The sequence below is a fragment of the Achromobacter sp. ESBL13 genome, from assembly GCF_036668755.1.
In the GTDB taxonomy this organism is placed as follows: domain Bacteria; phylum Pseudomonadota; class Gammaproteobacteria; order Burkholderiales; family Burkholderiaceae_B; genus Achromobacter.
In genome coordinates, this window is record NZ_JAZEVT010000003.1 from 329,198 (window position 1) to 353,981 (window position 24,784).

Consider the following 24,784-nt stretch of genomic DNA (forward strand, 5'->3'; position numbering starts at 1 on the left):
GCGACCGTCCTACGCGCTGATCGGCGCGGTGCTGCGTTCAAGCCAAGCCAGGGCCTCGCCTTGCACCAGCGGAGACAGTCGCTCGAACACCGTCTTGTGATAGTCGTTCAGCCACGCGATTTCGTCCGCGCGCATCAGCGACACCTCGATGCAACGCGTGTCGATCGGGCATAGCGTCAGCGTCTCAAAGCACAGGAATTCGCCCAATTCCGACGTCAGCCAGCTGCGGTTGGCGACCAGGTTTTCGATGCGCACGCCCCAACGGCCCGGGCGATAGATACCGGGTTCGTTCGACGTGATCATGCCCGGCTCCATCGCGGTGTGCGGGCCCGGCATGGCGCGGTACGAAATCACCTGCGGGCCTTCGTGCACGTTCAGGAAATAGCCCACGCCGTGGCCGGTGCCATGGCCGTATTCCGCCCCGCCTTCCCAGATGGGCGCGCGCGCAATGGCGTCCAGCATGGGCGACGGCGTGCCGCGCGGGAACGACGCGCGCGACAACGCGATCATGCCCTTGAGCACCAGCGTGAAGTCCACTTTCTGATCGGCGCTGGGCGTGCCCACCGCAACCACGCGGGTGATGTCGGTAGTGCCGCCCAGGTACTGGCCGCCCGAATCGATCAGCAACAGGCCATCGCCTTCGATGGTGGCGTGCGATTCCGGCGTGGCGCGGTAATGCGGCATGGCGCCGTTGGCGTTGAATCCGGCGATGGTGGCAAAGCTGGGGCAGACGTAGGCCGGGCGGCGGGCGCGGGCGGCGGTGATCTGCTCATCGATGGTCAGTTCGGTAATGGTTTCCTTGCCCAGCGCGCCTTCGAACCAGGAAAAGAACTCACACAGCGCGGCGCCGTCCTGGGCCATCGCCTGGCGCACATGGGCCAGTTCGGCATCCGTCTTGCGCGACTTGAACAAGGTGGACGGGTTGATCGCTTCAATGCGCGGCACGGCGGGGTCCATGGCGTGGAACACGCCGCAGGTCACGCGCGCCGGGTCGATCAGCAGCGTCTGGTCCCGTTCCAGCGAGGCCAAGGCGTCCGCGGCCTGCGCATAGCCTGCCACTTCGACGCCATCGGCAGCCAGCGTGGCGCGCAGCGTGTCGTCGATCTTGCCGTCGGCCACGAATAGCGTGGCGTGGTCCAGGCCGATCAGCGCATGGCCGACGAACACCGGGTTGTACTCCACGTCGGCCCCGCGCAGGTTCAGCAGCCACGCGATGTCGTCCACGGTGCAGATGAAATGCACATCGGCGCCATGTGCGCGCATGGCGCCGCGCACCTGCGCCAGCTTGTCGGCGCGGGTCACGCAGGCTTCGGGCGCAACGTGTTCATAGATCCCGGCGTCGGGCAGGCCCGCGCGGTCGGTCCAGATGTCGTCCAGCAAGTCTTCCCGGATTTCCAGCGTGGCGCCAGACTTGGCGGCCGCTGCCGACAAGGCGCGGAATGCGCCCAGGCCCAGCACCTGGCCGTCAACGCCGATAACGTCGCCCGCGCCGGTGTTGGCGGCCAGCCAGTCGACATGGCCCGGCGTGGACGCCAGCGCGATCTTCATCAACTGCACACCGGTACCGGCCAGTTGCGCCTCGGCCTGCACCCAATAGCGGCTGTCCACCCACAGCCCGGCAAAGTCAGCCGTGACGACCAGCGTGCCGACCGACCCCGTGAAGCCCGACAGCCAGCGCCGCCCCTGCCAGCGCGCCGGCAGGTACTCGGACAGGTGCGGGTCCGAAGACGGGACGATATAGGCGGACAGGCCGCGGCGGCTCATGGCCTGCCGCAATTGGGCGATACGGGCGTCGGTGCTAGACATGGGGGATGGGATCCTTAGCGCAACATGAAAGACATGGCGGCCAGGCTGTTCAACGTGCGGACGGCCGACTGCATGCTATCCACGGTGAATCGCAAGGTCACGCCGTCCACGCGTTCCAGCGTGGGCCACATGCAGAACAGGTCGGCCAGCGCCGCGCTCTGTGTCTGCAACCGGCATTCTATAGGGGCGGGAATGCGGAAAGGAACGGGTTTCGGATCGGCGGCGGACGTGGCCTTGCCCTTGAGCTTGCGCACCGCGGTCTCGGCGGCGGCGGCGATGGCGCGGCGCGCGGCGGCGGGCGACAAGGTCACGCCGCTGCCCTGGCCATGGGCCACTTTGGTCTGCACCCATTCAGCGCCGGGGAACGTGTCGCGCGTTTCGGCGATGAACACGTCGTCGCCCGTACCCAAGATCACGGGCACGCCCATTTCGCCGGCCAGCGCGCCATACAGGCCCGCTTCGCCCAGCTCCATGCCGTTGATCAGCACACGCGCGAAGGCAAAGCTGTTGATCGTGTGCGCCAGAATGCCGCGCCCTTGCGAACGCGAGTGATAGCCGATCATGAAGACGGCGTCGCAGCCCTCTTCCAAGCCGCCCATCATGCCCAGGTAGCGCGGCTTGCCCAGCACCAGGCGCGCGCGTTCGTCCAGGCCGTCGGGCAGCAGGTTGCGAAACCCGCCGTGCGAATCGTTGACCAGGATTTCTTCGGCGCCGCCTGCAATGGCGCCTTGCACGGCCGCGTTGGCCTCGGCGGTCATCCAGGCGCGGGCGCGCTCGTATTCGCCGTTGCCGGCGCGGACTTGCTCGGCGTGGAAGACGCCGGCGACGCCTTCGATATCGGTGGAAATCAGGATCTTCATGGGGTCAGCCTTCAAGGAATTCAGAATGCGGTGTCGGACAGCCATCGGCGCCACTGCGGCGCGGCCTCGCGGATGGCCGCGCGGTGATGGCCGCTGCGCCCGGTCACGGCGTCGGCGTGCCACAGCGCGGCGATGATGGCTTGTTCGCAGGCTTCGGCAGCGGCTTCGAACAAGGGGTCGATACGGGTTTCGTGCAGCATCGCCACGGCGGGCATCGGCTGCTCGGCCAGTTGCGGCACGGTGTACGCGGTGGAAAAGGCCAGCGCGATGTCACCGCTGCCGTGGCCGAACACGGACCCCGTGCGCGCCAGGCCCGCGCCCGCGCGCAGCGACAGGCGGCGCAATTGGCGCGAGTCCAGCGGCGCGTCGGTGGCCAGCAACAAGATGATGGAGCCCTTCTCCGGCGCAATCGCGGCGTTCTCGCCTTGCTGCGCCAAGCCCCGGTCCAGCTGGTCGGCCAGACGGCGGCCAAACGGGCGGCCCGCCACGGTCAGGTTGGGCAAGCGGCCGAAGTTGGCCAGCACCAGCGCGCCAACGGTGTAGCGCAGGCCGGGCTGGATGGACGCCACGCGGGACGCCGAGCCAATACCGCCCTTGAACGAAAAGCACGACATGCCGCGCCCGGCCCCGACCGCCCCCTGGTCGAACGCCTTGGCCGCGCGGGCGTAGGCCTCGGCGTAATGCGATTCCTGCACGGCCAGCGCCTGGATGTCGTTCAAGTAGCCGTCATTGCATTCGAACACCAGCGGGTTCACGGTGGCCATGCCGCGCCCGATCTCGGGGTTGGCCGCGATGGCCTGGCGAATCTGCGCGTTGGCGACGGTGCCCACGCCAAAGGTGTTGGTCAGCGCGACAGGCGTTTCCAGCACGCCCAGCTCTTGCACCTGGACCAGGCCCGTGCTTTTGCCAAAGCCGTTCAGCACGGTGGCAGAGGCAGGAACCTTGTCCAGAAATGGGTCGCCGGCGTGCGGGCGCACGACGGTGACGCCCGTCTGCTGCGCGCCGTCGGCCAGCGTGCAATGGCCGACGGTGACGTCGCCGACGTCGCAAATCGAATCCAGGGGCCCTGACGGCAGCACGCCGATGCGGGGCAGATCCAGCGCTTGTTTGTTCATGATTGCCGCGTGTTGCCACGCTCCTTAATGCAAAACGCCGCCGCCCTTCGGGAAGGGGCGACGGCGCAGATAGTGCCCCCAAGCCGCGCGCCTTTGGGGCGGGCTGCCCCGCCTTGGGGCGGCCCGGCGACAGGGCCTTTCCTATTTACTTGCAGGTATCACTTGCGGTCGATCTTCGGATCGAGCGCGTCGCGCAGGCCGTCGCCCAGCAGGTTGAACGCCAACACCGTCAGGAAGATCGCCAGCGCCGGGAAGATGGCCACGTGCGGGGCGATGACCATGTCGGCGCGCGCCTCGTTCAGCATGGCGCCCCACTCGGGCGTGGGAGGCGACGCACCCATGCCCAGGAACGACAGGCTGGCGGCGGTGATGATCGACGTGCCGATGCGCATCGTGCCGTACACCACGATCGGCGAGATCGTGCCGGGCAGGATGTGGCGCATGATGATCGTCCAGTCGGACGCGCCCACGCTCTTGACGGCTTCAACATACGTCATCTGCTTGATCGACAGCGTGTTGCCGCGCACCAGGCGGGCAAACGCCGGCACGCTGAACACGGCCACGGCCACGATCACGTTGACCATGCTGGAACCCAGGATGGCCACCACGCCGATTGCCAGCAGCATGCCCGGAAACGCCAGCAGCACGTCCGAGATACGCATCGTGATGCGTTCCCACCAGCCTTCGTAGTAACCGGCCATCAAGCCCATGAAGGTGCCGACGATGGCGCCCATGGCCACCGACAGGAAGCCCGCGGCCAGCGAGATCCGGGCGCCCATGACAATGCGGCTGAAGATGTCGCGACCCAGCGAATCCACGCCCAGCCAGTGGGTCAGCGACGGGCCGGCGTTAAGCGCGTCGTAGTCGAAGAAATTCTCGGGGTCGAAGGGCACGATCCACGGCGCGAACGCCGCGACCACAACCAGCAACAGCACGAACATGCCGGCGCCCACGGCCAGCTTCTGCTTCTTGAATTTGCGCCAGAATTCGGTGGCGGGCGTGCGCACGTCGTTCTTCGGAACGGCGGCGACCATCGTGGCGGGTGTCGGATTGCTCATGGCCGCCTCACTTGTAACGGATGCTGGGATTGATGACGCCATAGAGCACGTCGACAATCAGGTTGATCAAAATGAATTCCAGCGAGAACAGCAGCACCAGGCCCTGAATCACCGGATAGTCGCGCTGGGTCACGGCATCAACCAGCAGGCGGCCAAGGCCGGGCCAGTTGAAGACGGTTTCCACCACGATCGAGCCGCCCAGCAAGAAGCCGAACTGCAAGCCCATCATGGTGACCACGGGAATCAGCGCGTTGCGCAGCGCGTGCTTGATGACGACGCGGCGCTCGGTCAGGCCCTTGGCGCGGGCCGTGCGCACGAAGTCTTCCTGGATCACTTCCACGAACGATGCGCGGGTAAAGCGCGCCATCACGGCGGCTACCGCGGCGCCCAGCGTGATGGACGGCAGGATGTAGTGTTGCCAGGTCGAGGCGCCCACGGTCGGCAGCCAACCCAGGTTCACAGAGAACACCTGCATCAGCATCATGCCCAGCGCGAACGCGGGGAACGAAATGCCCGACACCGCCAGCGTCATGCCAAGCCGGTCGGGCCAGCGATTGCGCCAGACCGCGGACACGATCCCGATGATCATGCCGAAGGTCACTGACCACACCATGCTGGCAAGCGTCAGCCACAACGTGGGCATGAAACGGTCGGAAATCTCGGTCGAGACGGGGCGCTTGGTACGCAGCGAGGTACCCAGGTCGCCTTGCAGCATGTGGCTGAAGTAGCGCACGAACTGCTGCGGCAGGGGCAGATCCAGCCCAAGTTCCTTGCGCACGAGCTCAACGGTTTGCTGGTCGGCCTCCTGGCCCGCGGCCAGTCGCGCCGGGTCGCCCGGAAGCATGTGCACAAACAGGAACACGACCACGGCTACCAGCAGCAGCGTGGGGATCATGCCCAGAAGACGTTTGACGATGTAGGTCAGCATTGAAATTCCTGCAACATCGGCGGGGACACCGCGCCCCCGCCGTATGTGGCCTTACAAGGGCCCGAAGGCCCCAAGAGTGACTGCTAGGTTTACTGCTTCAGGTCGATGTCGCCGAACCAGAACGAGGTGTCCGGTTCCACGTACACGCCCGAGAGGTTCTTGGACTTCACGTACAGGTTGTTCTGGGTCACCAGGAAGGCCCACGGGGCGTCCTTCCAGATGGTTTCCTGAACGCCCTTGTAGATTTCAGTCTTCTTGGCGCGGTCGGTCGTGGCCAAGGCTTCCTGAACGCCGTCGTCCACCGACTTGTTCGAGTAGTACGACACGTTGTTCAGCACCGGCGGGAAAGCAGCGGTGGTCAGCAGCGGACGCAGACCCCAGTCGGCTTCACCGGTCGAGGACGACCAGCCGGCGTAGTACATGCGGACCTTGGCATCTTCCGGCTTCTGCACCTGTTGCACGCGCTGCACGCGCTGACCCGATTCCAGCACTTCAACCTGCACCTTGATGCCGACTTGCGCCAGCTGCTGTTGCAGGAACTGAACCACCTTCACCGAGGTGCCGTCGTTATAGGCGGACCACAGCTGGCTTTCGAAGCCATTGGGGTAGCCGGCTTCGGCCAGCAGGGCCTTGGCCTTCTTGATGTCGTACGGCCACGGGCCCGACTTGTGCGCAAAATCCACGCCCTTGGGCACCACGCCGTCCACGACGGTGGCGTAACCCGAGAAGGCGACCTTGGCCAGCGCTTCCTTGTTGATGGCGTAGTTGATGGCTTCGCGCACCTTGACGTTGTCGAACGGCTTTTGCTGCGTGTTCATCGACAGGTAGCGGGCCATGATCGAGTTCTGGTGATCGACCACGTCCAGCTTGTCGTTCTTCTTGAGCACGGCGGCTTGTTCGAACGGCACCGGGAAGGCGAACTGCGCTTCACCCGTCTGCACCACGGCGGCGCGGGTGTTGTTGTCGGTCACGGTACGGAAGGTCAGCGTGTCGACCTTGGGGTAGCCCTTCTTCCAGTAGCCGTCGAACTTCTTGACCTTCAGGTATTCGGCCGGCTTCCATTCGACGAATTCGAACGGGCCGGTGCCCACCGGGTGGAAGCCGATTTCCTTGCCGTACTTGGCCAGCGCGGCCGGCGAGATCATCATGGCGGCCGGGTGGGCCAGCGCGTTGATGAAGGCCGAGAACGGCTTCTTCAACGTGATCTTGATGGTCATCGGGTCAACCACTTCGGTCTTGTCGATGACGCTGAACTGGATGTAGCGCGACAGGCGGTTTTCCGGGTTGGCCGGACGATCGAAGTTGATCTTGACCGCTTCGGCATTGAAGTCGGTGCCGTCGTGGAACTTCACGCCGGGACGCAGCTTGAACGTGTAGACCAGGCCGTCTTCGCTGACGGTGTAGTCGGTGGCCAGCACCTTCTGAACCTTCAGGTCCTTGTCGAATTCGAACAGGCCTTCGTAGTAGGCCTTGCCGGCAGCCTGGTTCAGCGTGCTGTTGGTGTTGTACGGATCAAGCGTTTCCAGTGCGATGGAGACGGCAAACGTCACGTCCTTGGCTGCATGCGCCAACGGCGAAGTGAGCACGCCGAAGGCCACCGCGGCGGCGGCCATCAACTTGGTGGGGCGCAGAACTTTCATCATTGCAACTCCTGGTTCCAAAATGGAATTAGGGGGTTTGGTGGAAGAAAAATAGGTACGACAACGGAATCAATACGCGCCGCCGACCGGATGGCGGGCAACAAAGTGATCGGTTCCAACCTGCACCAGCGGCTGCACCACCGGCTCGTCGCCGAGCTTGCGGATCGGGCTGGGAATTTCATCGGACAACAAGGTGCGCTTCAGGTGGCGACGCGCCGGATCGGCGATCGGCACGGCCGACATCAGCTTCTTGGTGTACGGGTGCTGCGGATTTTCAAAAATGGCGCGACGCGGGCCGATCTCAACGATCTGGCCCAGGTACATCACCGCCACGCGGTGGCTGACGCGTTCCACCACGGCCATATCGTGCGAGATGAACAGGAACGAAATGCCCATGTCGCGTTGCAGGTCGATCAGCAGGTTCACGATTTGCGCCTGGATGGAGACGTCCAGCGCCGACACGGATTCGTCCGCGATCACGACCTTGGGGTTCAGGGCCAGCGCGCGCGCGATGCAGATGCGCTGGCGTTGGCCGCCCGAGAATTCGTGCGGATAGCGCTGCGCCATTTCAGGCGGCAGGCCCACGCGTTCCAGCAATTCCGACACGCGGCGTTCGGCTTCCTTGCCCTTGGCCACGCCGTGCACCAGCAGCGGCTCCATGATCGAGAAGCCCACGGTAACGCGCGGGTCCAGCGAGGCGAACGGGTCCTGGAACACAAACTGGATGTCGCGGCGCAGGGACTGCAATTCGTTGTTCTTCAGGCTGACGATGTCACGCCCGCCGAACTTGATTTCGCCGGCCTGGCTATCGACCAGGCGCAGCAGCGAACGGCCGGTCGTGGACTTGCCGCAACCGGACTCGCCCACCAGCGACAGCGTTTCGCCAGGGTACAGGTCGAAGCTGACCTGTTCCACCGCATGCACGCGGCGCTGCACGCGGCTGAGAATGCCGCCGCGCAGGTCAAAGCGGGTCACCAGGTTGCGCACCGACAGAATCGGTTCGCGCTTGGCGGCCGGCACTTCCTGCGTGCTGCTGATGCCGGGCTCGGCCACGGGCTGGGCCTGGCCTTCCACTTGCAGCAGCGGGAAGCGCGCGGGCAGATCGGTGCCTTCCATGGCGCCCAGCTTGGGCACGGCCGACAGCAGCGCCTTGGTGTAGGTGTGCTGCGGCGCCGAGAACACTTGTTCAGACGGGCCTTCTTCAACCTTGTCGCCGCGGTACATGACCAACACGCGGTCGGCCACTTCAGCCACCACGCCCATGTCGTGGGTGATGAACACCACGCCCATGTGCATTTCTTCCTGAAGCTGACGGATCAGTTGCAGGATCTGCGCCTGGATGGTGACATCCAGCGCCGTGGTCGGTTCATCGGCGATCAGCAGCGCGGGCTTGCAGGCCAGCGCCATGGCGATCATCACGCGTTGGCGCATGCCGCCCGACAGTTGATGCGGGTAGCGGTCCAGCACGGACTTGGCTTCCGGGATGCGCACCTGTTCCAGCATGCGCAGCGCTTCGGCGCGCGCGGCGGCGGCGTCCTTGCCCTGGTGCTGGCGGATCGATTCGGCGATCTGGTCCCCGGCGGTGAACACCGGGTTCAGCGACGTCATCGGCTCCTGGAAAATCATGGCCATGTCGGCGCCGCGCACATTACGCATGACGCGCTGGCTGGAATTGGCCAGGTCGATCACGGCACCGTTGCGGCGGCGCAGCGCCATGCGGCCCTGGGCGATGCGCCCACCGCCATGTTCCACCAGACGCATGAGCGCCAGGGACGTCACCGATTTGCCCGAACCCGATTCGCCCACGATGGCCAGGGTTTCACCCCGGTCCACATGGAACGACAGGTTGCGCACGGCTTCGACCGTGCGCTCGGAACCCACGAAGCGCACCGTCAGGTCGTCGACCTGGACCACGCGGTTTTCCGGCAGCGCCAGGCTGTTTGCGCGATCAACCATCTTTATTAATCCCCAAAATCAAAACAGAACCCGTCACGCTCATCGGTAGATGGCGGTGACCGGCTTTTCGCCAACGCGGGCGTAACCGCGATACATGCCTTCCGTGTTGAACGGCAAGGCCACATTGCCCTGGGCGTCAACGGCCACCAGGCCGCCCTTGCCGCCGATGGTGGGCAGTTTTTCCATCACGACGCGGTCGGCCGCCTCTTGCAGCGACGCGCCGCTGTATTCCATCTGTGCCGCCACGTCGTAAGCGGCGACCATGCGGATGAACATCTCGCCGGTGCCCGTGGTGGATACCGCGCAGGTCTTGTTGCTGGCGTAGGTGCCGGCGCCGATCAAGGGCGCATCGCCCACGCGGCCGACCTGCTTGTTGGTGATGCCGCCGGTCGACGTGGCCGCGGCCACGTTGCCTTGCGCGTCGACCGCCACTGCGCCCACGGTGCCGAACTTCTTGTCGGCGTCCAGCGGGTCGGCCGGCGCGGGCTGGCCGCGCGCCACCATGGCCTGGCCGTCGTGGTCAAGCACGGCGGCGTCGGGCGTCTCGCGCTGCACGCGCAGCAGTTGTTCGCGGCGGGCGTCGGTAGAGAAATAGGACGGGTCCACGATCTCCAGGCCTTCGGCCTTCGCGAAAGCTTCAGCGCCCTCGCCCACGAACAGCACGTGCTTGCTGTTTTCCATGACCTTGCGCGCGGCAAAAATGGGGTTGCGCACACAATTGACGTTGGCAATCGCGCCGGAACGCAGCGTGGCGCCGTCCATGATGGCGGCATCCAGCTCGTGCGTGGCGGCGCTGGTGAACACGGCGCCGTGGCCCGCGTTGAACAGCGGGCAATCTTCCAGCAGGCGCACGGCTTCGGTAACGGCGTCCAGGGCGCTGCCGCCACGTGCCAGCACGGCTTGGCCGGCCGTCAGGATGGACTCCAGGGCGGCCAGGTATTCCTGTTCTTTCTCGGGCGACATGGCCGCGCGGGACATCGCGCCGGCGCCACCGTGAATGGCAATCACGGGTTGAATCATCGTTTACCTACTCCATGGATAAGCCACGGCATCACGGACTGGGTCACCCCAGCGGCTGCCGCAACGGAATTCTTGGCCCGATAGGCCACGGCTGCGGACAAGGCTTCGATGAGGCCCAGCGCAGCGGTTTCGGAATTGGGGATCAGCTGGCGCGCGGAAAACGCGTACAGCACAACGGAGGCCGTCGGCGCCAGCGGCGACGTGGGCTTGTCGGTCAGCACCAGCACCGGCACGCCGGCCTGCTTGGCGGCGGCCGCCAGCGTCACCGTGTCGGCCAGATAGCGGGGAAAGCCGATTGCAATCACCAGGTCGTTGGACGTCATGCGCGACATCTGCCGCGCCGCGTGCGACACGCCGCCGGGGCCCGCCAGCGATTCAACGGAATGCAGGTGCATGCACAGGCCGCGCTGCAACAGGCCGGCCAGGAAACCGCTGGCGCCAAAGCCGATGATGAAGACGCGTTCGGCCGCCAGGATGGCCTGCACCGCCTGCTCACAGGCAGCGGAATCCAGCGACTGCAAGTTGCGCTGCGCGTTGCGGATGTCTTCTTCCAGCGTGGCGGCAAAGATCTGCACGGCGCTGGCGGAATGCGCCAGTTCGGTGCGCAGCTTTTCCACGGGTTCCAGCGCGGCTTCGAAGCCACGCGCCAGTTCGGCGCGAAACTGCGGATAACCCGGCAGGTCCAGCGCACGCGCAAAGCGATTGGCCGTGGCCACGGATACGCCCACTGCCGCCGCGAATTCGTCGATGGTCATGGTGGCAACGCGAAACTGGTGCGCCAACACGTATTCGGCCATCTTGTGCTGCGTCCGGCTCAGCGCGGGCTGGGCCCGGGCGATCCGATCAGCGATCGTAAGTACGGCCTTGTTCATCGTGTGCGGGGGGTTCGGCTTATCTGGCGATTGTGTAAATCTGTTTACACGCAAATTTTAAATAAGAAAATTCCTTTTCATACTAAGGGTATACCCGTGAAATTATGTAACAACGGCGGATTGTCGTGGGACGGCCCGTGCGAATGAAACAGGAATGAAGCGGGAAAGACCCAAAAAGAAACGGGGCCGCTTTGAGGTACGCTATCGGCGCTCTGCTTTTCCCCCTTATCGACCCGCTGACTTGGACTGCCGCAATGCCCGATTGGATCTGCAAACCCCACCAGGAACTTACCGTGCCCGAGATCTACGCGATTCTTCGGCTGCGCACGGAAGTGTTCGTCGTTGAGCAAAACTGCGTTTTCCAGGACATCGACGGCAAGGACCTGATGGGCCAGACGTCGCACCTGATGGCATGGCAGGACGGGCAGCTGGCCGCGTATTGCCGCATCCTGGACCCGTCGCTGAAAGACGGCCAGATTGAAGTCGGCCGGGTGATCACCGCGCCCTGGACGCGCGGCCAGGGCCTGGGCCACGAGCTGATCCGCCACGCCATGGCCGAAGTGCGCCAACGCTGGCCGGGCCGCGCCATGTATCTGGGCGCGCAGGCGCGGCTGCGCAACTACTACGGCGGGCACGGCTTTGTGCAGGTCACCGAGGAATACATTGAAGACGGCATCCCGCATGTGGGGATGCGCCTGGACGCGGCGGCGTAGCGCCTCGCGCCACGCGCCCCGTACCGCAGAAATGAAAACGCCCCTTTGCGGGGCGTTTTCATTGGTGCATCAAGGGTCGCCTACAAGGGTCGCCTACAAGGGGCGCCAACAAAGGGCGCCTACAAGGGTCGTTTACTTGACCGACGACACGTCCAGCTTGGCCAGCGTCTTGGACTGGATTTCGTCCACCGTCACGCCGGGCGCCGTTTCCAGCAGCTTCAGGCCGTTTTCGGTGACTTCCATCACGCCCAGGTCGGTAATGATCAGATCAACCACGCCCACGCCCGTCAGCGGCAAATTGCATTCGGGCAGCAGCTTGATGTCTTCGGTGCCGTCTTTCTTCTTGGCCACGTGCTCCATCAGGACCACGACGCGGCCTACGCCGGCCACCAGGTCCATCGCGCCGCCCATGCCCTTGACCATCTTGCCCGGAATCATCCAGTTGGCCAGGTCGCCCTTTTCGGACACCTGCATCGCGCCCAGGATGGCCAGGTTGATCTTGCCGCCGCGGATCATCGCGAACGAATCGGCCGACGAAAAGATCGACGAGCCCGGCAACGTCGTTACCGTCTGCTTGCCGGCGTTGATCAGGTCGGCGTCGACTTCGTCATCGGTGGGAAACGGGCCGATGCCCAACAGGCCGTTTTCGGATTGCAGCCACACTTCCACGCCCTTGGGCACGTGGTTGGCAACCAGGGTCGGCAAGCCGATACCCAGGTTCACGTAAAAACCGTCTTGCAGCTCGCGCGCGGCGCGCGCCGCCATTTCATCGCGGGACCATGCCATGTCGTCTTCTCCTTAGGCCGGGCGAGTGGTGCGTTGTTCGATGCGCTTTTCCGGCGTCGTGTTCAGCACGATCCGTTGCACATAGATGCCGGGCAGGTGGATCTGATCGGGATCCAGGCTGCCGGTGTCAACGATCTGTTCAACCTCGACCACCGTGAACTTGCCGGCCATCGCGACGTTCGGGTTGAAGTTGCGGGCCGTCTTGCGAAATACCAGGTTGCCGCTGCGGTCGGCGATGTGCGCCTTGACCAGCGACACGTCCGGCACAAGCGAACGCTCCATCACGTATTGCTGGCCGTCGAATTCGCGGATTTCCTTGCCGTCGGCCACGATGGTGCCCACGCCCGTGCGGGTGAAGAAGGCGGGAATACCCGCACCGCCGGCGCGCAGCTTTTCAGCCAACGTGCCCTGCGGGGTGAATTCAAGTTCGAGTTCGCCGGACAGGTACTGGCGTTCGAATTCCTTGTTCTCGCCCACGTAGGACGCGATCATCTTGCGCACCTGACGCGTGTTCAGCAACTGGCCCAGGCCAAAGCCGTCGACGCCCGCATTGTTGCTGATGCAAGTCAGGTCCTTCACGCCCGAATCGCGCAGCGCGGCGATCAGGGCTTCGGGAATACCGCAAAGGCCGAAACCGCCCACGGCGATCATCTGACCGTCCTTGACGATGCCTGCCAGCGCCTCCTGGGCGCTTGCAAAAACCTTGTCCATCGCTCCAACTCCTAGTTAAGGTCTAACCGAAGAGAGCCCGCCCCGCCGCTTGCGCGGTGTGTCCCATGGGATCAAAGAAAGCCGGGGTAAGCCCTGTTTTTCCTTGGAGCGCGGCTGCCGGCGTCGGCCCCCAGATGGCATCAAGACACTGCCCGATGTCTCCGGGTTGCGGCGCCGAGGGTGGCGCGCCCCTTTATTTCTATTGTGATTTTGCGCTTGATTTTAACGGCATGACCGGCGTTTTAGCGCCGTTATTCTGACGCAGCCGCCTGGAATTGCGTCGCCATTTGGGCCAGCACTTCGGGCGGCCACGGTGCGGACGTATTGGCCACGTAATCCATCCAGACTAGCACGTTGCGACCACGTGCATAGGGCCCGGCGTCGTCGCCGACCTTCTCAAGCAGCAGCTCGAATTCGGCGCTGGAACGGCCGATGCGCGTGACTTTGTGCGTGACCCGCACCGTGGCCGGGTAGGTCAGCGGGCGCAGGAAATCGCACGAGGCGTGGGCCAGGATGGCGCCGTTATCGGCGGGCAACGCAAAGCCCGCGTCATACAGGATCTGCATGCGGGCCTCTTCCATGAGGCGGAAATACAGCGTGTTGTTCAGATGATTCAAGGCGTCAGAGTCGCCCCACCGCAAAGGCAATTCAGTCTGATGGGTATCGCCCACCGCCAGAATCCGCGCAGACAGATTGTCCGGGTTCACCAATTACTCCTGAAGGCTAAAAGAAATACGAAGGCGTACACGGCCTCCGCCTGCAATACAATCGCCGATATTACTTCCAGCCAAATATGGAATACATACGGGGAGCTTTGCAAATGTCTGAACGCGAGTCGATGGAATATGACGTGGTCGTGGTTGGCGGTGGACCCGCCGGCCTGGCCACCGCAATCCGTCTAAAGCAGCTGGCCGCTGAAAAGAATCAGGAAATCGGCGTATGCGTGCTTGAGAAGGGCGCGGAGCTGGGTGCGCACATCCTGTCCGGCGCCGTCATGGACCCGTTGGCGCTGACCGAACTGATTCCCGACTGGAAAGAAAAAGGCGCGCCGCTGAACGTGCCGGTCACGCAGGACAAGTTCATGTTCCTGTCCCAGACCGGCGCGCGCGCCACGCCGAACTGGCTGCTGCCGCCCTGTTTCCACAACGAAGGCAACTACATCGTCCGTTTGGGCGACGTCGTCAAGTGGATGGGCGAGCAGGCCGAAGCGCTGGGCGTGGACATCTTCCCGGGCTTTGCCGCGGTTGAAGTGCTGTACGACGAAAACGGCGCCGTCCGTGGCGTGGCCACCGGCGACATGGGCGTGGCCCGCGACGGCTCGCACACCGACCACTACCAGCCCGGCATGGAACTGCATGCCCGCTACACCGTGTTCGGCGAAGGCTCGCGCGGCCAGCTCGGCCGCCAGCTGATCGAACGCTTCAAGCTGGACGACGGGCGCAACCCGCAGTCCTACGGCATCGGCATCAAGGAAATGTGGGAAGTGGACCCGGCGCAATCCAAGCCCGGCCTGGTCATCCACACGGCCGGCTGGCCACTGGATTCCGACACCTACGGCGGTTCGTTCCTGTACCACCTGGACAACAATCTGGTGGCCGTCGGCATGATCGTCGGCCTGGACTACGCCAACCCCTGGCTGTCGCCGTTCGACGAATTCCAGCGCTACAAGACGCACCCCGCCATACGCGGTACGTTCGAAGGCGGCAAGCGCATTGCCTACGGCGCACGCGCCATTACGGCGGGCGGCCTGATGTCGCTGCCCAAGCTGACGTTCCCGGGCGGCGTACTGGTGGGCTGCGAAGCCGGCTTCCTGAACGCATCGCGCATCAAGGGCAGCCACGCCGCCATCAAGTCGGGCAAGATGGCCGCCGAAGCCGCGTTCGACGCCTTGCTGGCCGACCGCCGCCAAGATGAACTGGCCGCGTATCCCCAGGCCTTCGAAGCGTCCTGGCTGCACACCGAACTGAACAAGGCGCGCAACTTCAAGCAGTGGTTCAAGAAGGGCCGTACGGTGGCCACCGTGATGACGGGCGTCGAACAGCTGCTGTTGAAGGGCAAGATGCCGTGGACCTTGCGCCACAACAAGCCCGACCATGCCTGTCTGCAACCGGCGTCGGAATGCGCGCGCATCGACTACCCCAAGCCCGACGGCAAGCTGACGTTCGACAAGCTCAGCTCGGTGTTCATTTCCAACACCAACCACGAAGAAAACGAACCCGTTCACCTGACCTTGAAAGACCCGTCGGTGCCGGTGCAGGTGAACCTGGCCAAGTACGGCGGCCCCGAATCGCGCTACTGCCCGGCCGGCGTGTACGAGTTCATCAAGGACGATCACGGCGAGGACCGCTTGCAGATCAACGCGCAGAACTGCGTGCACTGCAAGACCTGCGACATCAAGGACCCCACCCAGAACATCGTCTGGGTGGCCCCGCAAGGCGGCGAAGGGCCGGTGTATAGCGGCATGTAATACCCGCAAGGGCGGTTTGCCCGCCCTGCTTCAAGGCGCCTGCCCAGGCGCCTTTTTTACGAACAAGGCGGCACCATGACTGAACGCGTACTTCTTATCGGCTGTGGCGACCTGGGGCAGCGCGTGGCCCGACGTTTCCTGGCACGCGGCGACCACGTGCACGCGCTGCGCCGCCACCCGCCGGACGACGACAGCGGCATCCAATGGCTGCAAGGCGACATCACCCGCGCGGACTCCCTGCCCCCCTTGCCCCCCGGCGTGACACGGCTGATCCACCTGCCCGCCCCCGGTGGGCGCGACCCGGCCTTGTATCGCGGCGTCTTCATCGACGGCTTGCAGAACGTGCTGAACGTGTTGGATACGTCGCGGTTAAAGCGCGTGGTGTTCGTGTCATCCAGCGCCGTGTACGGCGAACACCATGGCGACTGGGTCACCGAAGACACGCCGCCCGCGCCGCAAGGCTTCAATGGCCAGATCCTGCTTGAAGCAGAAGCCGCGCTGGCCCAGCGCGGCCTGTCGTCTACCGCGCTGCGGCTGGCGGGGCTGTACGGACCTGGCCGGTTGCAATTGATCGAGCGCCTGCGCAGCGGCGCGGCGGGCGCGCCGACGCAGCCTGAACATTGGGCCAACCGTATCCACATCGACGACGCGGCCGCCGCCGTGGTGCATCTGGCGCTGTTGCCCAAGGTTGAACCGGTTTATATCGGCTGCGACGACACACCACTGCCGCTGCACACGCTTTACGCCGAGCTCGCGGCGATGATCGGTGCGCCCGCGCCGCGTGTCGCCCCTGCCCCGGCAAATGTGGGCAGCAAGAAGCTGAGCAACGCGCGGCTGCGCGCCAGCGGCTACACGCTGCAATGGCCGGATTCACGTCGGGGTTACTCGGCGCTGCTGGCGCTAGGCGGCGCCAACGTTCCCGGCACGCCGCAGGCATAGTTCGGCTGGCATCGAATCGTTGCGTGCCCGGGTGGCAGATACTGGCAGCCGGATCTCATACTGGCCATGCCATGCTTCCCGCCCATCCCCTGCTTGCTGTCACGCACGACGACCCTTACCCCTACTACGCCGCGCTAGCGCGCGAAAAGCCGCTGTACCGGGACGACGCGCTGGGCCTTTGGGTGGCCAGCCACCCTGACACGATCACGGCCGTGATGCGCAATCCGGCTGCGCGAGTCCGTCCGCCGTCGGAACCTGTGCCGCCCAGCCTGCGCGCCGGCCCCGCAGGCACGCTGTTTGGCCGCTTCATACGCATGAACGACAGCGACATGCACACGCGGCTGAAGGCCTTGCTGGCAGCCTTCATGCAGGAACAAGGCACGCAAGCCGGTACCCCGCGATGGCCCGCGATACCAGCCTTGGACGCCGCTGCCATAGACCGCTACCTGAGCGCCGCGCCCGTGCATGCCCAAGCAGCCTTCCTGGGGCTGGTGCCCGCCCTGCACGCCGATAGCGCTGCGCAGATTGCAGCGTTCCTGTCCGCCCTGCCCGCCACCGCCAATGCGGACCAGATAGCCGCCGGACATAACGCTGCCGACGCGTTGCAACGCCGCCTGGAATCCTTCCTGCTTGCCGCCGACGCCGCCCCGCCCTTGCGCAAGCTGCGAGTAGACGGCGCCCGCGCGCTGATCCCCGCTGCCGTGCTGGCGGCAAATCTGGCCGGCCTGTTGTTTCAGTCTTGCGAAGCCGGCGCCGGGCTGCTGGGCAACGCGCTGATCCATGCCGGCAGGCGCGGTGTGTCTGCCGGTGCCAGCCCCGCCGACGCCGAGGCGATGGTCGACCACGTCATCCGCCACGATCCGCCCCTGCACAACACGCGGCGGTTCCTGGCTGACGCCGTCACGGTGTGCGGCCAGCGGATCGAGGCCGGCCAGACCGTGCTGCTGGTATTGGCGGCGGCGGCAACGGTCCAGCCCGATGCCGGCTGGACATTCGGCGCGCAACGCCACGCCTGCCCCGGCCAAGGGCTTGCGCGCCGCCACGCTGCCCACGCGCTGCTCCATTTATTGCACGCAGGCGCCGACGCGGCCGCCCTGGCATCCCGTTTCCGGTATCGGCCGCTGCCCAATGCACGCGTGCCGCAGTTTGCGTTTTCAAAGGAGCCCACCTGATGATTGCCGTGATATTCGAAGTCGAACCCGCCAATGGCGACCCCGATCCCTATCTGCACATTGCCGCCGGTTTGATCGACGAGCTCAAGACCATCGACGGCTTCATCTCGGTGGAACGGTTTCAAAGCCTGAGCACGCCGGGCAAGCTGCTGTCCCTGTCTTTCTGGCGCGATGAAGACGCCGTCAAGCGCTGGCGCTCGCTGGAGTCGCATCGCCGCGCCCAGGAAGCAGGACGCGGCGGCGTATTCCAGAACTACCGGCTGCGCGTCGCGCACGTGCTGCGCGACTACGGCATGAACGCGCGCGACGAAGCGCCCGCCGACAGCCGCAGCCGGCACGGCTGACGCGTCAGGCGGCTACGGTTTCGGCCAACGCCACGCCGGCTGCCAGCGCAACGCGATGCGTGGCGCCGGATGCGGCCACTGCGGTCATGGCAGGCGCTGCCACGTCGGCGCTATGGGACGGATCGAAGTAGTCCGCATCGGCGCGGCGTTTGCCGGCAGGCAGCTCGCGCACTTGCACACGGAATCCTTCCGCCGCATTGCCGCGCAATTCCGGCACGGCCTGCAATAGCCGGCGCGTGTACGGATGCGTCGGATGATCGAACACCTCGTCGCGCGAACCTTCTTCGACGATATGCCCGCGCAGCATGACGACCACGCGGTCGGCGATTTGCTCGACCACGCCCAGATCATGGGAAATCAGCAGACACGCGAAACCATAGGAACGCTGCAAGGACATCAGCGTTTCCAGCACCTGCTTCTGCACGGTCACATCCAGCGCCGACACGGGTTCATCCGCGATGATCACTTCCGGCCGCATCACCAGCGCCCGCGCAATGGCGACGCGTTGCCGTTGCCCGCCCGACAGCTCATGCGCATAGCGCTCGGCGTAGCCGTCGCCCAAACCCACATCGCGCAACGCCTGATCCACGCGCTGTTGGCGGGCATCCGGCGTGATGCCCGCTTCCAGCCGCAGCCCCTCGCCAACCAGTGCGCCGATGGTCATGCGCGGATCGAGCGACGAGTACGGGTCCTGGAACACCATCTGAATGCGGCGACGCGCCGTGCGCCAGATGCCGCCCTCGCCGCCCGGCGGCAGCGCTTGCCCATCCAGCGCAATGCGCCCCTGCGCCTGCGGCACCAGGCCCAGAATCGACATCATGACGGTCGTCTTGCCGCTGCCCGATTCGCCCACGATGGCCAGCGTTTCACCGGGCGCCACGTGAAAACTCGCCTGATGCACCGCGCGCACGAATCGCTTGCGTCGCCAGCCACCTCGCACGGCGTAGTCGATGGCCAGTTGATCCACCTGCAAGATCGGCGCACCCGTCACAGGCGCGCGCGCCGGACCGCGCTTGGGCAGCGCATCCAGCAGGCTCAATGTGTACGGATCGGCGGGGCGTGAAAGCACCTGCGACACCTGGCCGGTTTCCACCGCGCGCCCCCGGCACATCACCAGCACGCGCTGCGTGTACGCGGCCACCAGCGCCAGGTTGTGGCTGATGAAGATCAGCGCCGTGCCTTGCTCACGCGTCAGCTCGACCATCAGGTCCAGCACTTCCTTTTGCACGACGCAGTCCAGCGCGGTGGTGGGTTCATCGGCGATCAGCAGGCGCGGCTTCAGCAGCATGACGCCCGCCAGCAGGATGCGCTGCCGCATGCCGCCCGAGAACTCGTGGGGATACCGCTTCATGCAATCGCGCGCATCGCGCACCCGCACGCGCTCCAGCATCCGAACGGCCGCATCCCACGCCGCGCAGCGCGTCATGCCCCGGCGCAGTACCAGGGCTTCGATCAGCTGCTCGCCCACGCGGAACGCGGGGTTCAAGGACACCATGGGTTCCTGGAACACCATGCCGATACCGGTGCCGCGCGTGGCCTGCCAATCGCGCGCACTTTGCGGCAGCACGTCGCGGCCGTCGAACAATGCGCGCCCATTCGCGATGCGCGCGGCATCGGGCAACAGACCCAACAGTGCCTTCCCGATCAGCGTCTTGCCGCTGCCGGATTCGCCCACGATGGACAGCGATTCGCCGACCTGAAGATCGAAGGACACGCGGTTCACCACCGGTGCGGCATCGCGATTGCCGGGAAAGCGGATTTCCAGATCGCGCACCGACAACAGGGGCGCAGCGCCCGCCAGGGAATGATCAGGCGCGTTCATGCCGTCACCCCACGCATGCGCGGATCCAGCCGGTCGCGCACGGCGTCGCCCAACAGGTTGATGCCCAACAGGCTTAGCGAAATCATCGCGCCCGGAAACAACGCCAGCCAGATCGCCTGGTCCATGGCGTTGCGGCTTTCGGACAGCATGCCGCCCCACGTCGCCAACGGTGGCGGCACACCCAGCCCCAGAAACGACAAGGCGCTTTCCGCCAGCAGCGCCGACCCGAAGATGGACGTTGCGAAGATCAGCAGCGGCGCCACGCAGTTGGGCAGCACGTGGCGGAACACCGTCCACAGGCCACTATGCCCGGTGGCGCGCGAGGCGATGACGAAGTCCCGCTGCCGCAGCGACAGCGCCGCGCCGCGCGCAATGCGCGAGACGGATGGCGAATACGCCAGGCCCAGCGCCAGCACCACGCCCCACTTGGATGGGCCCAGCACCGTCATGATGCCCAGCGCCAGCAGCAAGCCGGGAAACGCCATCATGGAATCGACCAGCACGCTGATGCCACGATCCACCCAACCGCCCGCATAACCCGCCGCCACGCCGATGGTCGTGCCCAACAGCAAGGCCAGCAGCACCGAGAACACGCTGACCGCCACGCTGACGCCCGCGCCCGCCATCAGGCGCGACAACACGTCGCGGCCGAATTCGTCGGTGCCCAACCAATATTCGGAGGACGGCGGTGAAAAACGCGCCAGCAGATCGCCTTCCAGCGGATCGTGCGGCGTGTACACCAAGCCCACCAGCGCCAGCAGCACCACGCCCGCCACCAGGGCGCCGCCCACCACGGCATTGGTATGTTTGAAACCCGCTTTGAAACCCGTCATGACGTTCCTATTGAAGCTTCACGCGCGGATCGAACAGCGGATACAGCAGATCCACCACCAGATTGACCGCCACGTACAACAACGCAATAAACAGCAGGCAGCCCTGCACCACCGGATAGTCCCGCGCATAGATGCTTTCGACCAGCAAGCGGCCGATGCCGGGCAAGGTGAAGACGGTTTCGATGACCGCCGCGCCCGACAGCAGATGGCCCAGCATCAGGCCGATGACCGTGAGCGTGGGGCCGAACGAATTGGGCAACACGTGCCGCAGCATCACGCGCTTTTCGGGCAGGCCCTTGGCGCGCGCGTGCGCCACGTATTCCAGCCGCAGCGTTTCGATGGTGCTGGCGCGCATCATCCGCGTGATCGCGGCGATCTCGGTCAACACGATGGCGCACACCGGCAGCACCAAGTACTTCAGCGCGCCCAGACCGCTTTGCGCCATCGACTCAAAGCCATACACGGGCAGCCAGTTCAGCTTCACGCCAAACAGCCAGATCAGCAGGATGCCGACCCAGAAGCTGGGCATGGACACGAACAAAATCGAAGTGGATACGATGGCCGTATCCGCGCGCCGGTTTTGTCGCCACGCCGCGATCATGCCGGCGGGAATGGCCACCAGGCAGGCCAGCAACGTGGCCGTCAACACGACCTGGGCCGTCACCGCGAAATGCGTCAGGACCAGATGCATGACGGGCTCGCGGCGCGCGATCGACATGCCCAGGTCGCCATGCAGCGCATTGCCGACCCAGATCAGGAACTGTTCGCCCACGGGGCGGTCCAGGCCCAGAGCGTGGCGCATTTCGGCCAGCAGCGCGGGGTTGTCGATGTCGCCCAGCATCAGCGATGCGGGGTCGCCGGGAATGGCGCGGATCATGCCGAAGACCAGCACAGTCACCACGATGATCGTGGGCACCGCCGCCGCGATGCGCTTGGTTAGATAGCCCAGCACGGCGCCTCAGTTTTTGGTGACGTTGAAGAAACGCGGCTTGCGCAGCGGCCAGCCGGTAAAGCCGTGTAGCTGGCTGGATACGACGACGTAGCCGGGCTTGTTGTAGTACATCAGCAGCGGCGTATCGCGCAGCATCAGCGCGTGCAGCTTGTCGAACGCCTGCTTGCGCGTGGCCGTATCGGACTCGGCCTCGATGCCTTCAAGAATGGCCGCGGCCTCGGGGCTTTCCCATTGCGCCATGGGCGTCCTGGACTTGTCGCCGATCACGTCGCGATACATCAGCGCCGGCTCGGTGCGCGCCGAATACGCAAAGGCCATCAGCTGAAACTTGCCTTCGCGAAAGTTCGTGACCTGCGTGCCCCATTCCAGCATGTCCAGTTCGGTCTTGATGCCGGCCTTGTTCAGCAACTGCTGGGTGACCACCGCCACGCGGTACAGGTACGGATAGCGCTTGTTGGCCTGCAACTTCAGCGTTTCGCCACGGTAATTGGCGGCCTGCAACAGACGCTTGACCTCGTTCAGATTCTTTTCGTAGCCCGCCTTGTCGGCCTCGGCGTAGTACACGCTGGCCGTCGGCACCAGCGACGGGTTGTATGCCGCCTGACCGTTGTTCAGCGCGCGAGCAATGGCGGGAAAATCCAGCGCCAGCGCGATGGCGCGGCGCATGTTCACGTCGGACAAAAGGGGCGCGCGCGTCTGCATCAACAGGTTGACGGTGTCCAGCCCTTGCTCGGTGATGATGGACCAGCGCGGGTCCTTCGCGGGCAGGTTGTCTTCGTCGGCGTTGTACGCATCGACCTGGCCGGCCATCAACGCGGCCTTTTGCGCGGCGGCGTCCGGAATCACCACAAAGCGCACGTTGGCCGACGCCACTTTCTTGCCGGCCATGCCGCTGGCCGCTTCGCGACGCGGCGCATAGCCGGCATACGGCGTCAGCAGCACGTATTGTTCTTTCTTCCATTCGGCCAGCGCGTACGGGCCGGTGCCGATGGGCTTGATCCACTTGCCGTCGGCGTCGACGCTTTTCGGGCTGAGCACCGGCATCGGGCATTGCACGCTGGCCATCTGGTCCAGGAACAGCGCATAGGGCGCATCCAGCGTGAAGACCACGGTGGCGGGGTCCGGCGTTTGCACGTCGATCACCTTGGCGCCCTTGCTGCCGTCGTAAAGATTCTTGCAGGCGTATTCGGACTGCGCGCCGGTCAGGTAGCCGTACGTCCATTTGACGTCGCTTGACGTCATCGGCGAGCCATCGTGGAAGGTCACGCCCTGGCGCAGCTTGAAGGTGTAGCTGCGCTTGTCGTCGGACAGCGTCCAGCTGTCGGCCAGCATCGGGCCCACGCTCATGTCCGCACGCAGCGCGACCAGCGATTCAACCACGTGAGCCAGCACGTTGTCGGTAGACGTATTGCGCGAGCGGCCGCCGGGCACGGTCGTGGGCGTGCCCGAGCCTTCGGCGTAGCGAATCTCGGGCAGCGGGGACGGCGCTGGGGTTTGGGTTTGGGTTTGGGTTTGGGTTTGGGTCAGCCCCGGCAGGCCCGTCAAGGCGCCGGCCAGGGCGGCGGATAACATTAGCGCGCGCTTGCCGCGCAGGACTTTCGACGTCATGGAATGGTCTCCTGGCGCGGCTTAGAACAGCCGGTATTCAGCAAAATTGCGGCCTTCATAGGGCTTGCGCGCGATCCACATCACGCCGCTTTCCGGCTCCATCAGCGTGGTGGCCACGGTGGCCGAAATGCTGTCGAAGCTGGCCGGCTTCGGCGAACGCAGCACGCCGTCGGGCGCGGCGAAATCATCGGCCAGGATGCGCTTGACGGCATCCCAACCGACCTTGCCGCCCTGGCGCGCAAGCATGTCCTGGACGCGTCGCTGGCGATAAATGGAATCGGGGTTGGCGGCCAGTCCCTTGTCAATCAGCTTGGCGCGCGCGGGCGGGCTGATCCAGTGATTGGCGTGTACCAGCAGGCCGTCCTGCGGCGTGATCCAGAAGATCTCGTCCGGCGCGCATTCCAGGTCCACGGCTTCGCCCTGGGCCTGGGCCAGCATCAGGTTGTTGGAGCAGAAGCGGCGCGACGCCCACAGCACTTTCATGGCGTTGCAAATGTTGGTGGCTTCCAGCATCTTGCGGCGCACCAGCACCAGCGGCACCTGCGCGGGCCGTTGATAGTCTTGTTCGCACGACAGGAAATTGCCCGACAGCGATACGCCGGCGCTGTTGAAACCGTGGCGCGCCAGGCTGCCGGCCTCGGTGAACATCAACAGGTCGGGGCCGTCTTCGCGGCGCATGCGCACGACGATGCCGGTGTCCACGCATTCTTCGCGCCAATCCCAGTTGTGGGCGTGCATCAACTTGCCGCCGGCGCTGGCTTCGGGCAGCACGACCAGGCCGGTGCAACCGTCGTCCAGCCCATTGCGGGCACGGCCCAGTTCGGCATGGCCGAACATCATTTCAGTGCGGCAGTTGATGACCACCACGTCTTCCAGCGATTGCCCGGCGCCATCGGCGATGCCGCGCAGTTCTTCCAGGTAGGCGGCGTCGTAATCGCCCACCACCGGCACCATGGCAGCGGCCAGTTCCTTCAGGCGGGCGGCGTCCACGCCACGGCGTTCCAGTTGGCCCCGATACAAGGCCACACTGCGCGCCACGTGCTCCGGCACCGCCGAGCCATGCTGGCGGCCGCGTTCATATGGACTGCCCTGGACGTCGACCAGGGGAAACGGGGTAGGCATCGTCACGCTAGCAAAACTCCGGATAAGGCCGAACGGCGGCCTGAATGATACGGTCAGAAT

General features: G+C 65.1%; 22 protein-coding genes. 5 read left to right on the forward strand and 17 right to left on the reverse strand.

Annotated elements, in window-relative coordinates:
- Positions 1 to 9 precede the first annotated feature (9 nt).
- From V6F88_RS15710 to V6F88_RS15750, 9 genes are all read right to left on the reverse strand, one after another.
- Positions 10 to 1,806: an aminopeptidase P family protein gene (locus V6F88_RS15710; protein WP_332610614.1), complete on the reverse strand. Its 1,797-nt coding sequence runs from the start codon at positions 1,804 to 1,806 to the stop codon at positions 10 to 12.
- Between the two features lie 14 nt (positions 1,807 to 1,820).
- The gene (locus V6F88_RS15715; RefSeq protein WP_332610616.1) at positions 1,821 to 2,666 is read right to left on the reverse strand and encodes a M55 family metallopeptidase; all 846 of its coding nucleotides are present in this window, start codon (positions 2,664 to 2,666) and stop codon (positions 1,821 to 1,823) included.
- A gap of 20 nt (positions 2,667 to 2,686) precedes the next feature.
- Positions 2,687 to 3,781, reverse strand: coding sequence for a DmpA family aminopeptidase (locus V6F88_RS15720; RefSeq protein WP_332610617.1), 1,095 nt, complete (start codon positions 3,779 to 3,781; stop codon positions 2,687 to 2,689).
- A 158-nt stretch (positions 3,782 to 3,939) separates the two neighbouring features.
- Positions 3,940 to 4,839 (reverse strand): glutathione ABC transporter permease GsiD, encoded by a 900-nt coding sequence (gene gsiD, locus V6F88_RS15725; RefSeq protein WP_046802641.1) that lies wholly within the window; start codon positions 4,837 to 4,839, stop codon positions 3,940 to 3,942.
- Between the two features lie 7 nt (positions 4,840 to 4,846).
- Positions 4,847 to 5,767, reverse strand: coding sequence for a glutathione ABC transporter permease GsiC (gene gsiC, locus V6F88_RS15730; protein ID WP_046802640.1), 921 nt, complete (start codon positions 5,765 to 5,767; stop codon positions 4,847 to 4,849).
- A gap of 89 nt (positions 5,768 to 5,856) precedes the next feature.
- Positions 5,857 to 7,410: a glutathione ABC transporter substrate-binding protein GsiB gene (gsiB, locus tag V6F88_RS15735; RefSeq protein WP_332610618.1), complete on the reverse strand. Its 1,554-nt coding sequence runs from the start codon at positions 7,408 to 7,410 to the stop codon at positions 5,857 to 5,859.
- 66 nt (positions 7,411 to 7,476) lie between these two features.
- Positions 7,477 to 9,363, reverse strand: coding sequence for a dipeptide ABC transporter ATP-binding protein (locus tag V6F88_RS15740; protein WP_332610619.1), 1,887 nt, complete (start codon positions 9,361 to 9,363; stop codon positions 7,477 to 7,479).
- Between the two features lie 39 nt (positions 9,364 to 9,402).
- Positions 9,403 to 10,383, reverse strand: coding sequence for an isoaspartyl peptidase/L-asparaginase family protein (locus V6F88_RS15745; RefSeq protein WP_046802637.1), 981 nt, complete (start codon positions 10,381 to 10,383; stop codon positions 9,403 to 9,405).
- The gene (locus V6F88_RS15750) at positions 10,380 to 11,255 is read right to left on the reverse strand and encodes a MurR/RpiR family transcriptional regulator (RefSeq protein ID WP_046802636.1); all 876 of its coding nucleotides are present in this window, start codon (positions 11,253 to 11,255) and stop codon (positions 10,380 to 10,382) included. Before V6F88_RS15750 ends, V6F88_RS15745 begins: the two co-directional genes overlap by 4 nt.
- A gap of 254 nt (positions 11,256 to 11,509) precedes the next feature.
- On the opposite strand from V6F88_RS15750, the gene V6F88_RS15755 reads away from it, so the two are divergent.
- Entirely contained in the window at positions 11,510 to 11,968 is a 459-nt protein-coding gene (locus tag V6F88_RS15755; protein WP_046802635.1) for a GNAT family N-acetyltransferase, read from the forward strand.
- 132 nt (positions 11,969 to 12,100) lie between these two features.
- Here the strand turns inward: V6F88_RS15755 and V6F88_RS15760 are convergent, their stop codons facing one another.
- The 3 genes from V6F88_RS15760 to V6F88_RS15770 all read right to left on the reverse strand — a co-directional run bounded on the left by V6F88_RS15760 (position 12,101) and on the right by V6F88_RS15770 (position 14,172).
- The gene (locus V6F88_RS15760; RefSeq protein WP_046802634.1) at positions 12,101 to 12,754 is read right to left on the reverse strand and encodes a CoA transferase subunit B; all 654 of its coding nucleotides are present in this window, start codon (positions 12,752 to 12,754) and stop codon (positions 12,101 to 12,103) included.
- 12 nt (positions 12,755 to 12,766) lie between these two features.
- Positions 12,767 to 13,465 carry a CoA transferase subunit A gene (locus tag V6F88_RS15765; protein WP_046802633.1) on the reverse strand — a complete coding sequence of 233 codons (699 nt, stop codon included), beginning with the start codon at positions 13,463 to 13,465 and terminating at the stop codon, positions 12,767 to 12,769.
- A gap of 251 nt (positions 13,466 to 13,716) precedes the next feature.
- Positions 13,717 to 14,172 (reverse strand): acyl-CoA thioesterase, encoded by a 456-nt coding sequence (locus V6F88_RS15770; RefSeq protein WP_046802862.1) that lies wholly within the window; start codon positions 14,170 to 14,172, stop codon positions 13,717 to 13,719.
- Between the two features lie 113 nt (positions 14,173 to 14,285).
- Here V6F88_RS15770 and V6F88_RS15775 point away from each other — a divergent pair, with 113 nt between their 5' ends.
- The 4 genes from V6F88_RS15775 to V6F88_RS15790 all read left to right on the forward strand — a co-directional run bounded on the left by V6F88_RS15775 (position 14,286) and on the right by V6F88_RS15790 (position 18,387).
- The gene (locus V6F88_RS15775) at positions 14,286 to 15,932 is read left to right on the forward strand and encodes an electron transfer flavoprotein-ubiquinone oxidoreductase (RefSeq protein ID WP_332610621.1); all 1,647 of its coding nucleotides are present in this window, start codon (positions 14,286 to 14,288) and stop codon (positions 15,930 to 15,932) included.
- Positions 15,933 to 16,007: 75 nt separating this feature from the next.
- Positions 16,008 to 16,871: an NAD-dependent epimerase/dehydratase family protein gene (locus tag V6F88_RS15780; RefSeq protein WP_332610622.1), complete on the forward strand. Its 864-nt coding sequence runs from the start codon at positions 16,008 to 16,010 to the stop codon at positions 16,869 to 16,871.
- Positions 16,872 to 16,942: 71 nt separating this feature from the next.
- Complete coding sequence (locus V6F88_RS15785; protein WP_332610623.1) at positions 16,943 to 18,043, forward strand: cytochrome; 1,101 nt, start codon at positions 16,943 to 16,945, stop codon at positions 18,041 to 18,043.
- A complete protein-coding gene (locus V6F88_RS15790; RefSeq protein ID WP_332610624.1) occupies positions 18,043 to 18,387 on the forward strand; it encodes an antibiotic biosynthesis monooxygenase family protein in 345 nt (114 codons plus the stop codon). The genes V6F88_RS15785 and V6F88_RS15790 overlap by 1 nt, the downstream gene beginning before the upstream one ends.
- 4 nt (positions 18,388 to 18,391) lie before the next feature.
- Here V6F88_RS15790 and V6F88_RS15795 read toward each other — a convergent pair whose 3' ends face one another.
- Genes V6F88_RS15795 through V6F88_RS15815 form a run of 5 tightly spaced genes read right to left on the reverse strand, consistent with a single transcriptional unit; the run spans position 18,392 to position 24,724 of the window.
- Positions 18,392 to 20,209 (reverse strand): ABC transporter ATP-binding protein, encoded by a 1,818-nt coding sequence (locus V6F88_RS15795; protein ID WP_332610625.1) that lies wholly within the window; start codon positions 20,207 to 20,209, stop codon positions 18,392 to 18,394.
- The gene (locus V6F88_RS15800; protein WP_332610626.1) at positions 20,206 to 21,042 is read right to left on the reverse strand and encodes an ABC transporter permease; all 837 of its coding nucleotides are present in this window, start codon (positions 21,040 to 21,042) and stop codon (positions 20,206 to 20,208) included. The genes V6F88_RS15795 and V6F88_RS15800 overlap by 4 nt, the downstream gene beginning before the upstream one ends.
- Before the next feature lie 7 nt (positions 21,043 to 21,049).
- A complete protein-coding gene (locus V6F88_RS15805; protein WP_046802627.1) occupies positions 21,050 to 21,994 on the reverse strand; it encodes an ABC transporter permease in 945 nt (314 codons plus the stop codon).
- Positions 21,995 to 22,000: 6 nt separating this feature from the next.
- The gene (locus V6F88_RS15810) at positions 22,001 to 23,602 is read right to left on the reverse strand and encodes an ABC transporter substrate-binding protein (protein ID WP_332610628.1); all 1,602 of its coding nucleotides are present in this window, start codon (positions 23,600 to 23,602) and stop codon (positions 22,001 to 22,003) included.
- A 21-nt stretch (positions 23,603 to 23,623) separates the two neighbouring features.
- Positions 23,624 to 24,724 (reverse strand): C45 family peptidase, encoded by a 1,101-nt coding sequence (locus tag V6F88_RS15815; protein WP_332610867.1) that lies wholly within the window; start codon positions 24,722 to 24,724, stop codon positions 23,624 to 23,626.
- Positions 24,725 to 24,784 lie beyond the last annotated feature (60 nt).

Bases quoted from the DNA above. Each gene is read 5' to 3' on its own strand.
- V6F88_RS15760 (WP_046802634.1), bottom strand. From the start codon at position 12,754: ATGGCATGGTCCCGCGATGAAATGGCGGCGCGCGCCGCGCGCGAGCTG.
- V6F88_RS15775 (WP_332610621.1), top strand. From the start codon at position 14,286: ATGTCTGAACGCGAGTCGATGGAATATGACGTGGTCGTGGTTGGCGGT.
- V6F88_RS15750 (WP_046802636.1), bottom strand. From the start codon at position 11,255: ATGAACAAGGCCGTACTTACGATCGCTGATCGGATCGCCCGGGCCCAG.
- V6F88_RS15765 (WP_046802633.1), bottom strand. From the start codon at position 13,465: ATGGACAAGGTTTTTGCAAGCGCCCAGGAGGCGCTGGCAGGCATCGTC.
- V6F88_RS15715 (WP_332610616.1), bottom strand. From the start codon at position 2,666: ATGAAGATCCTGATTTCCACCGATATCGAAGGCGTCGCCGGCGTCTTC.
- V6F88_RS15720 (WP_332610617.1), bottom strand. From the start codon at position 3,781: ATGAACAAACAAGCGCTGGATCTGCCCCGCATCGGCGTGCTGCCGTCA.
- V6F88_RS15755 (WP_046802635.1), top strand. From the start codon at position 11,510: ATGCCCGATTGGATCTGCAAACCCCACCAGGAACTTACCGTGCCCGAG.
- gsiB (WP_332610618.1), bottom strand. From the start codon at position 7,410: ATGATGAAAGTTCTGCGCCCCACCAAGTTGATGGCCGCCGCCGCGGTG.
- V6F88_RS15790 (WP_332610624.1), top strand. From the start codon at position 18,043: ATGATTGCCGTGATATTCGAAGTCGAACCCGCCAATGGCGACCCCGAT.
- V6F88_RS15745 (WP_046802637.1), bottom strand. From the start codon at position 10,383: ATGATTCAACCCGTGATTGCCATTCACGGTGGCGCCGGCGCGATGTCC.
- V6F88_RS15800 (WP_332610626.1), bottom strand. From the start codon at position 21,042: ATGACGGGTTTCAAAGCGGGTTTCAAACATACCAATGCCGTGGTGGGC.
- V6F88_RS15780 (WP_332610622.1), top strand. From the start codon at position 16,008: ATGACTGAACGCGTACTTCTTATCGGCTGTGGCGACCTGGGGCAGCGC.
- gsiC (WP_046802640.1), bottom strand. From the start codon at position 5,767: ATGCTGACCTACATCGTCAAACGTCTTCTGGGCATGATCCCCACGCTG.
- V6F88_RS15810 (WP_332610628.1), bottom strand. From the start codon at position 23,602: ATGACGTCGAAAGTCCTGCGCGGCAAGCGCGCGCTAATGTTATCCGCC.
- V6F88_RS15740 (WP_332610619.1), bottom strand. From the start codon at position 9,363: ATGGTTGATCGCGCAAACAGCCTGGCGCTGCCGGAAAACCGCGTGGTC.
- gsiD (WP_046802641.1), bottom strand. From the start codon at position 4,839: ATGAGCAATCCGACACCCGCCACGATGGTCGCCGCCGTTCCGAAGAAC.
- V6F88_RS15785 (WP_332610623.1), top strand. From the start codon at position 16,943: ATGCTTCCCGCCCATCCCCTGCTTGCTGTCACGCACGACGACCCTTAC.
- V6F88_RS15815 (WP_332610867.1), bottom strand. From the start codon at position 24,724: ATGCCTACCCCGTTTCCCCTGGTCGACGTCCAGGGCAGTCCATATGAA.
- V6F88_RS15710 (WP_332610614.1), bottom strand. From the start codon at position 1,806: ATGTCTAGCACCGACGCCCGTATCGCCCAATTGCGGCAGGCCATGAGC.
- V6F88_RS15795 (WP_332610625.1), bottom strand. From the start codon at position 20,209: ATGAACGCGCCTGATCATTCCCTGGCGGGCGCTGCGCCCCTGTTGTCG.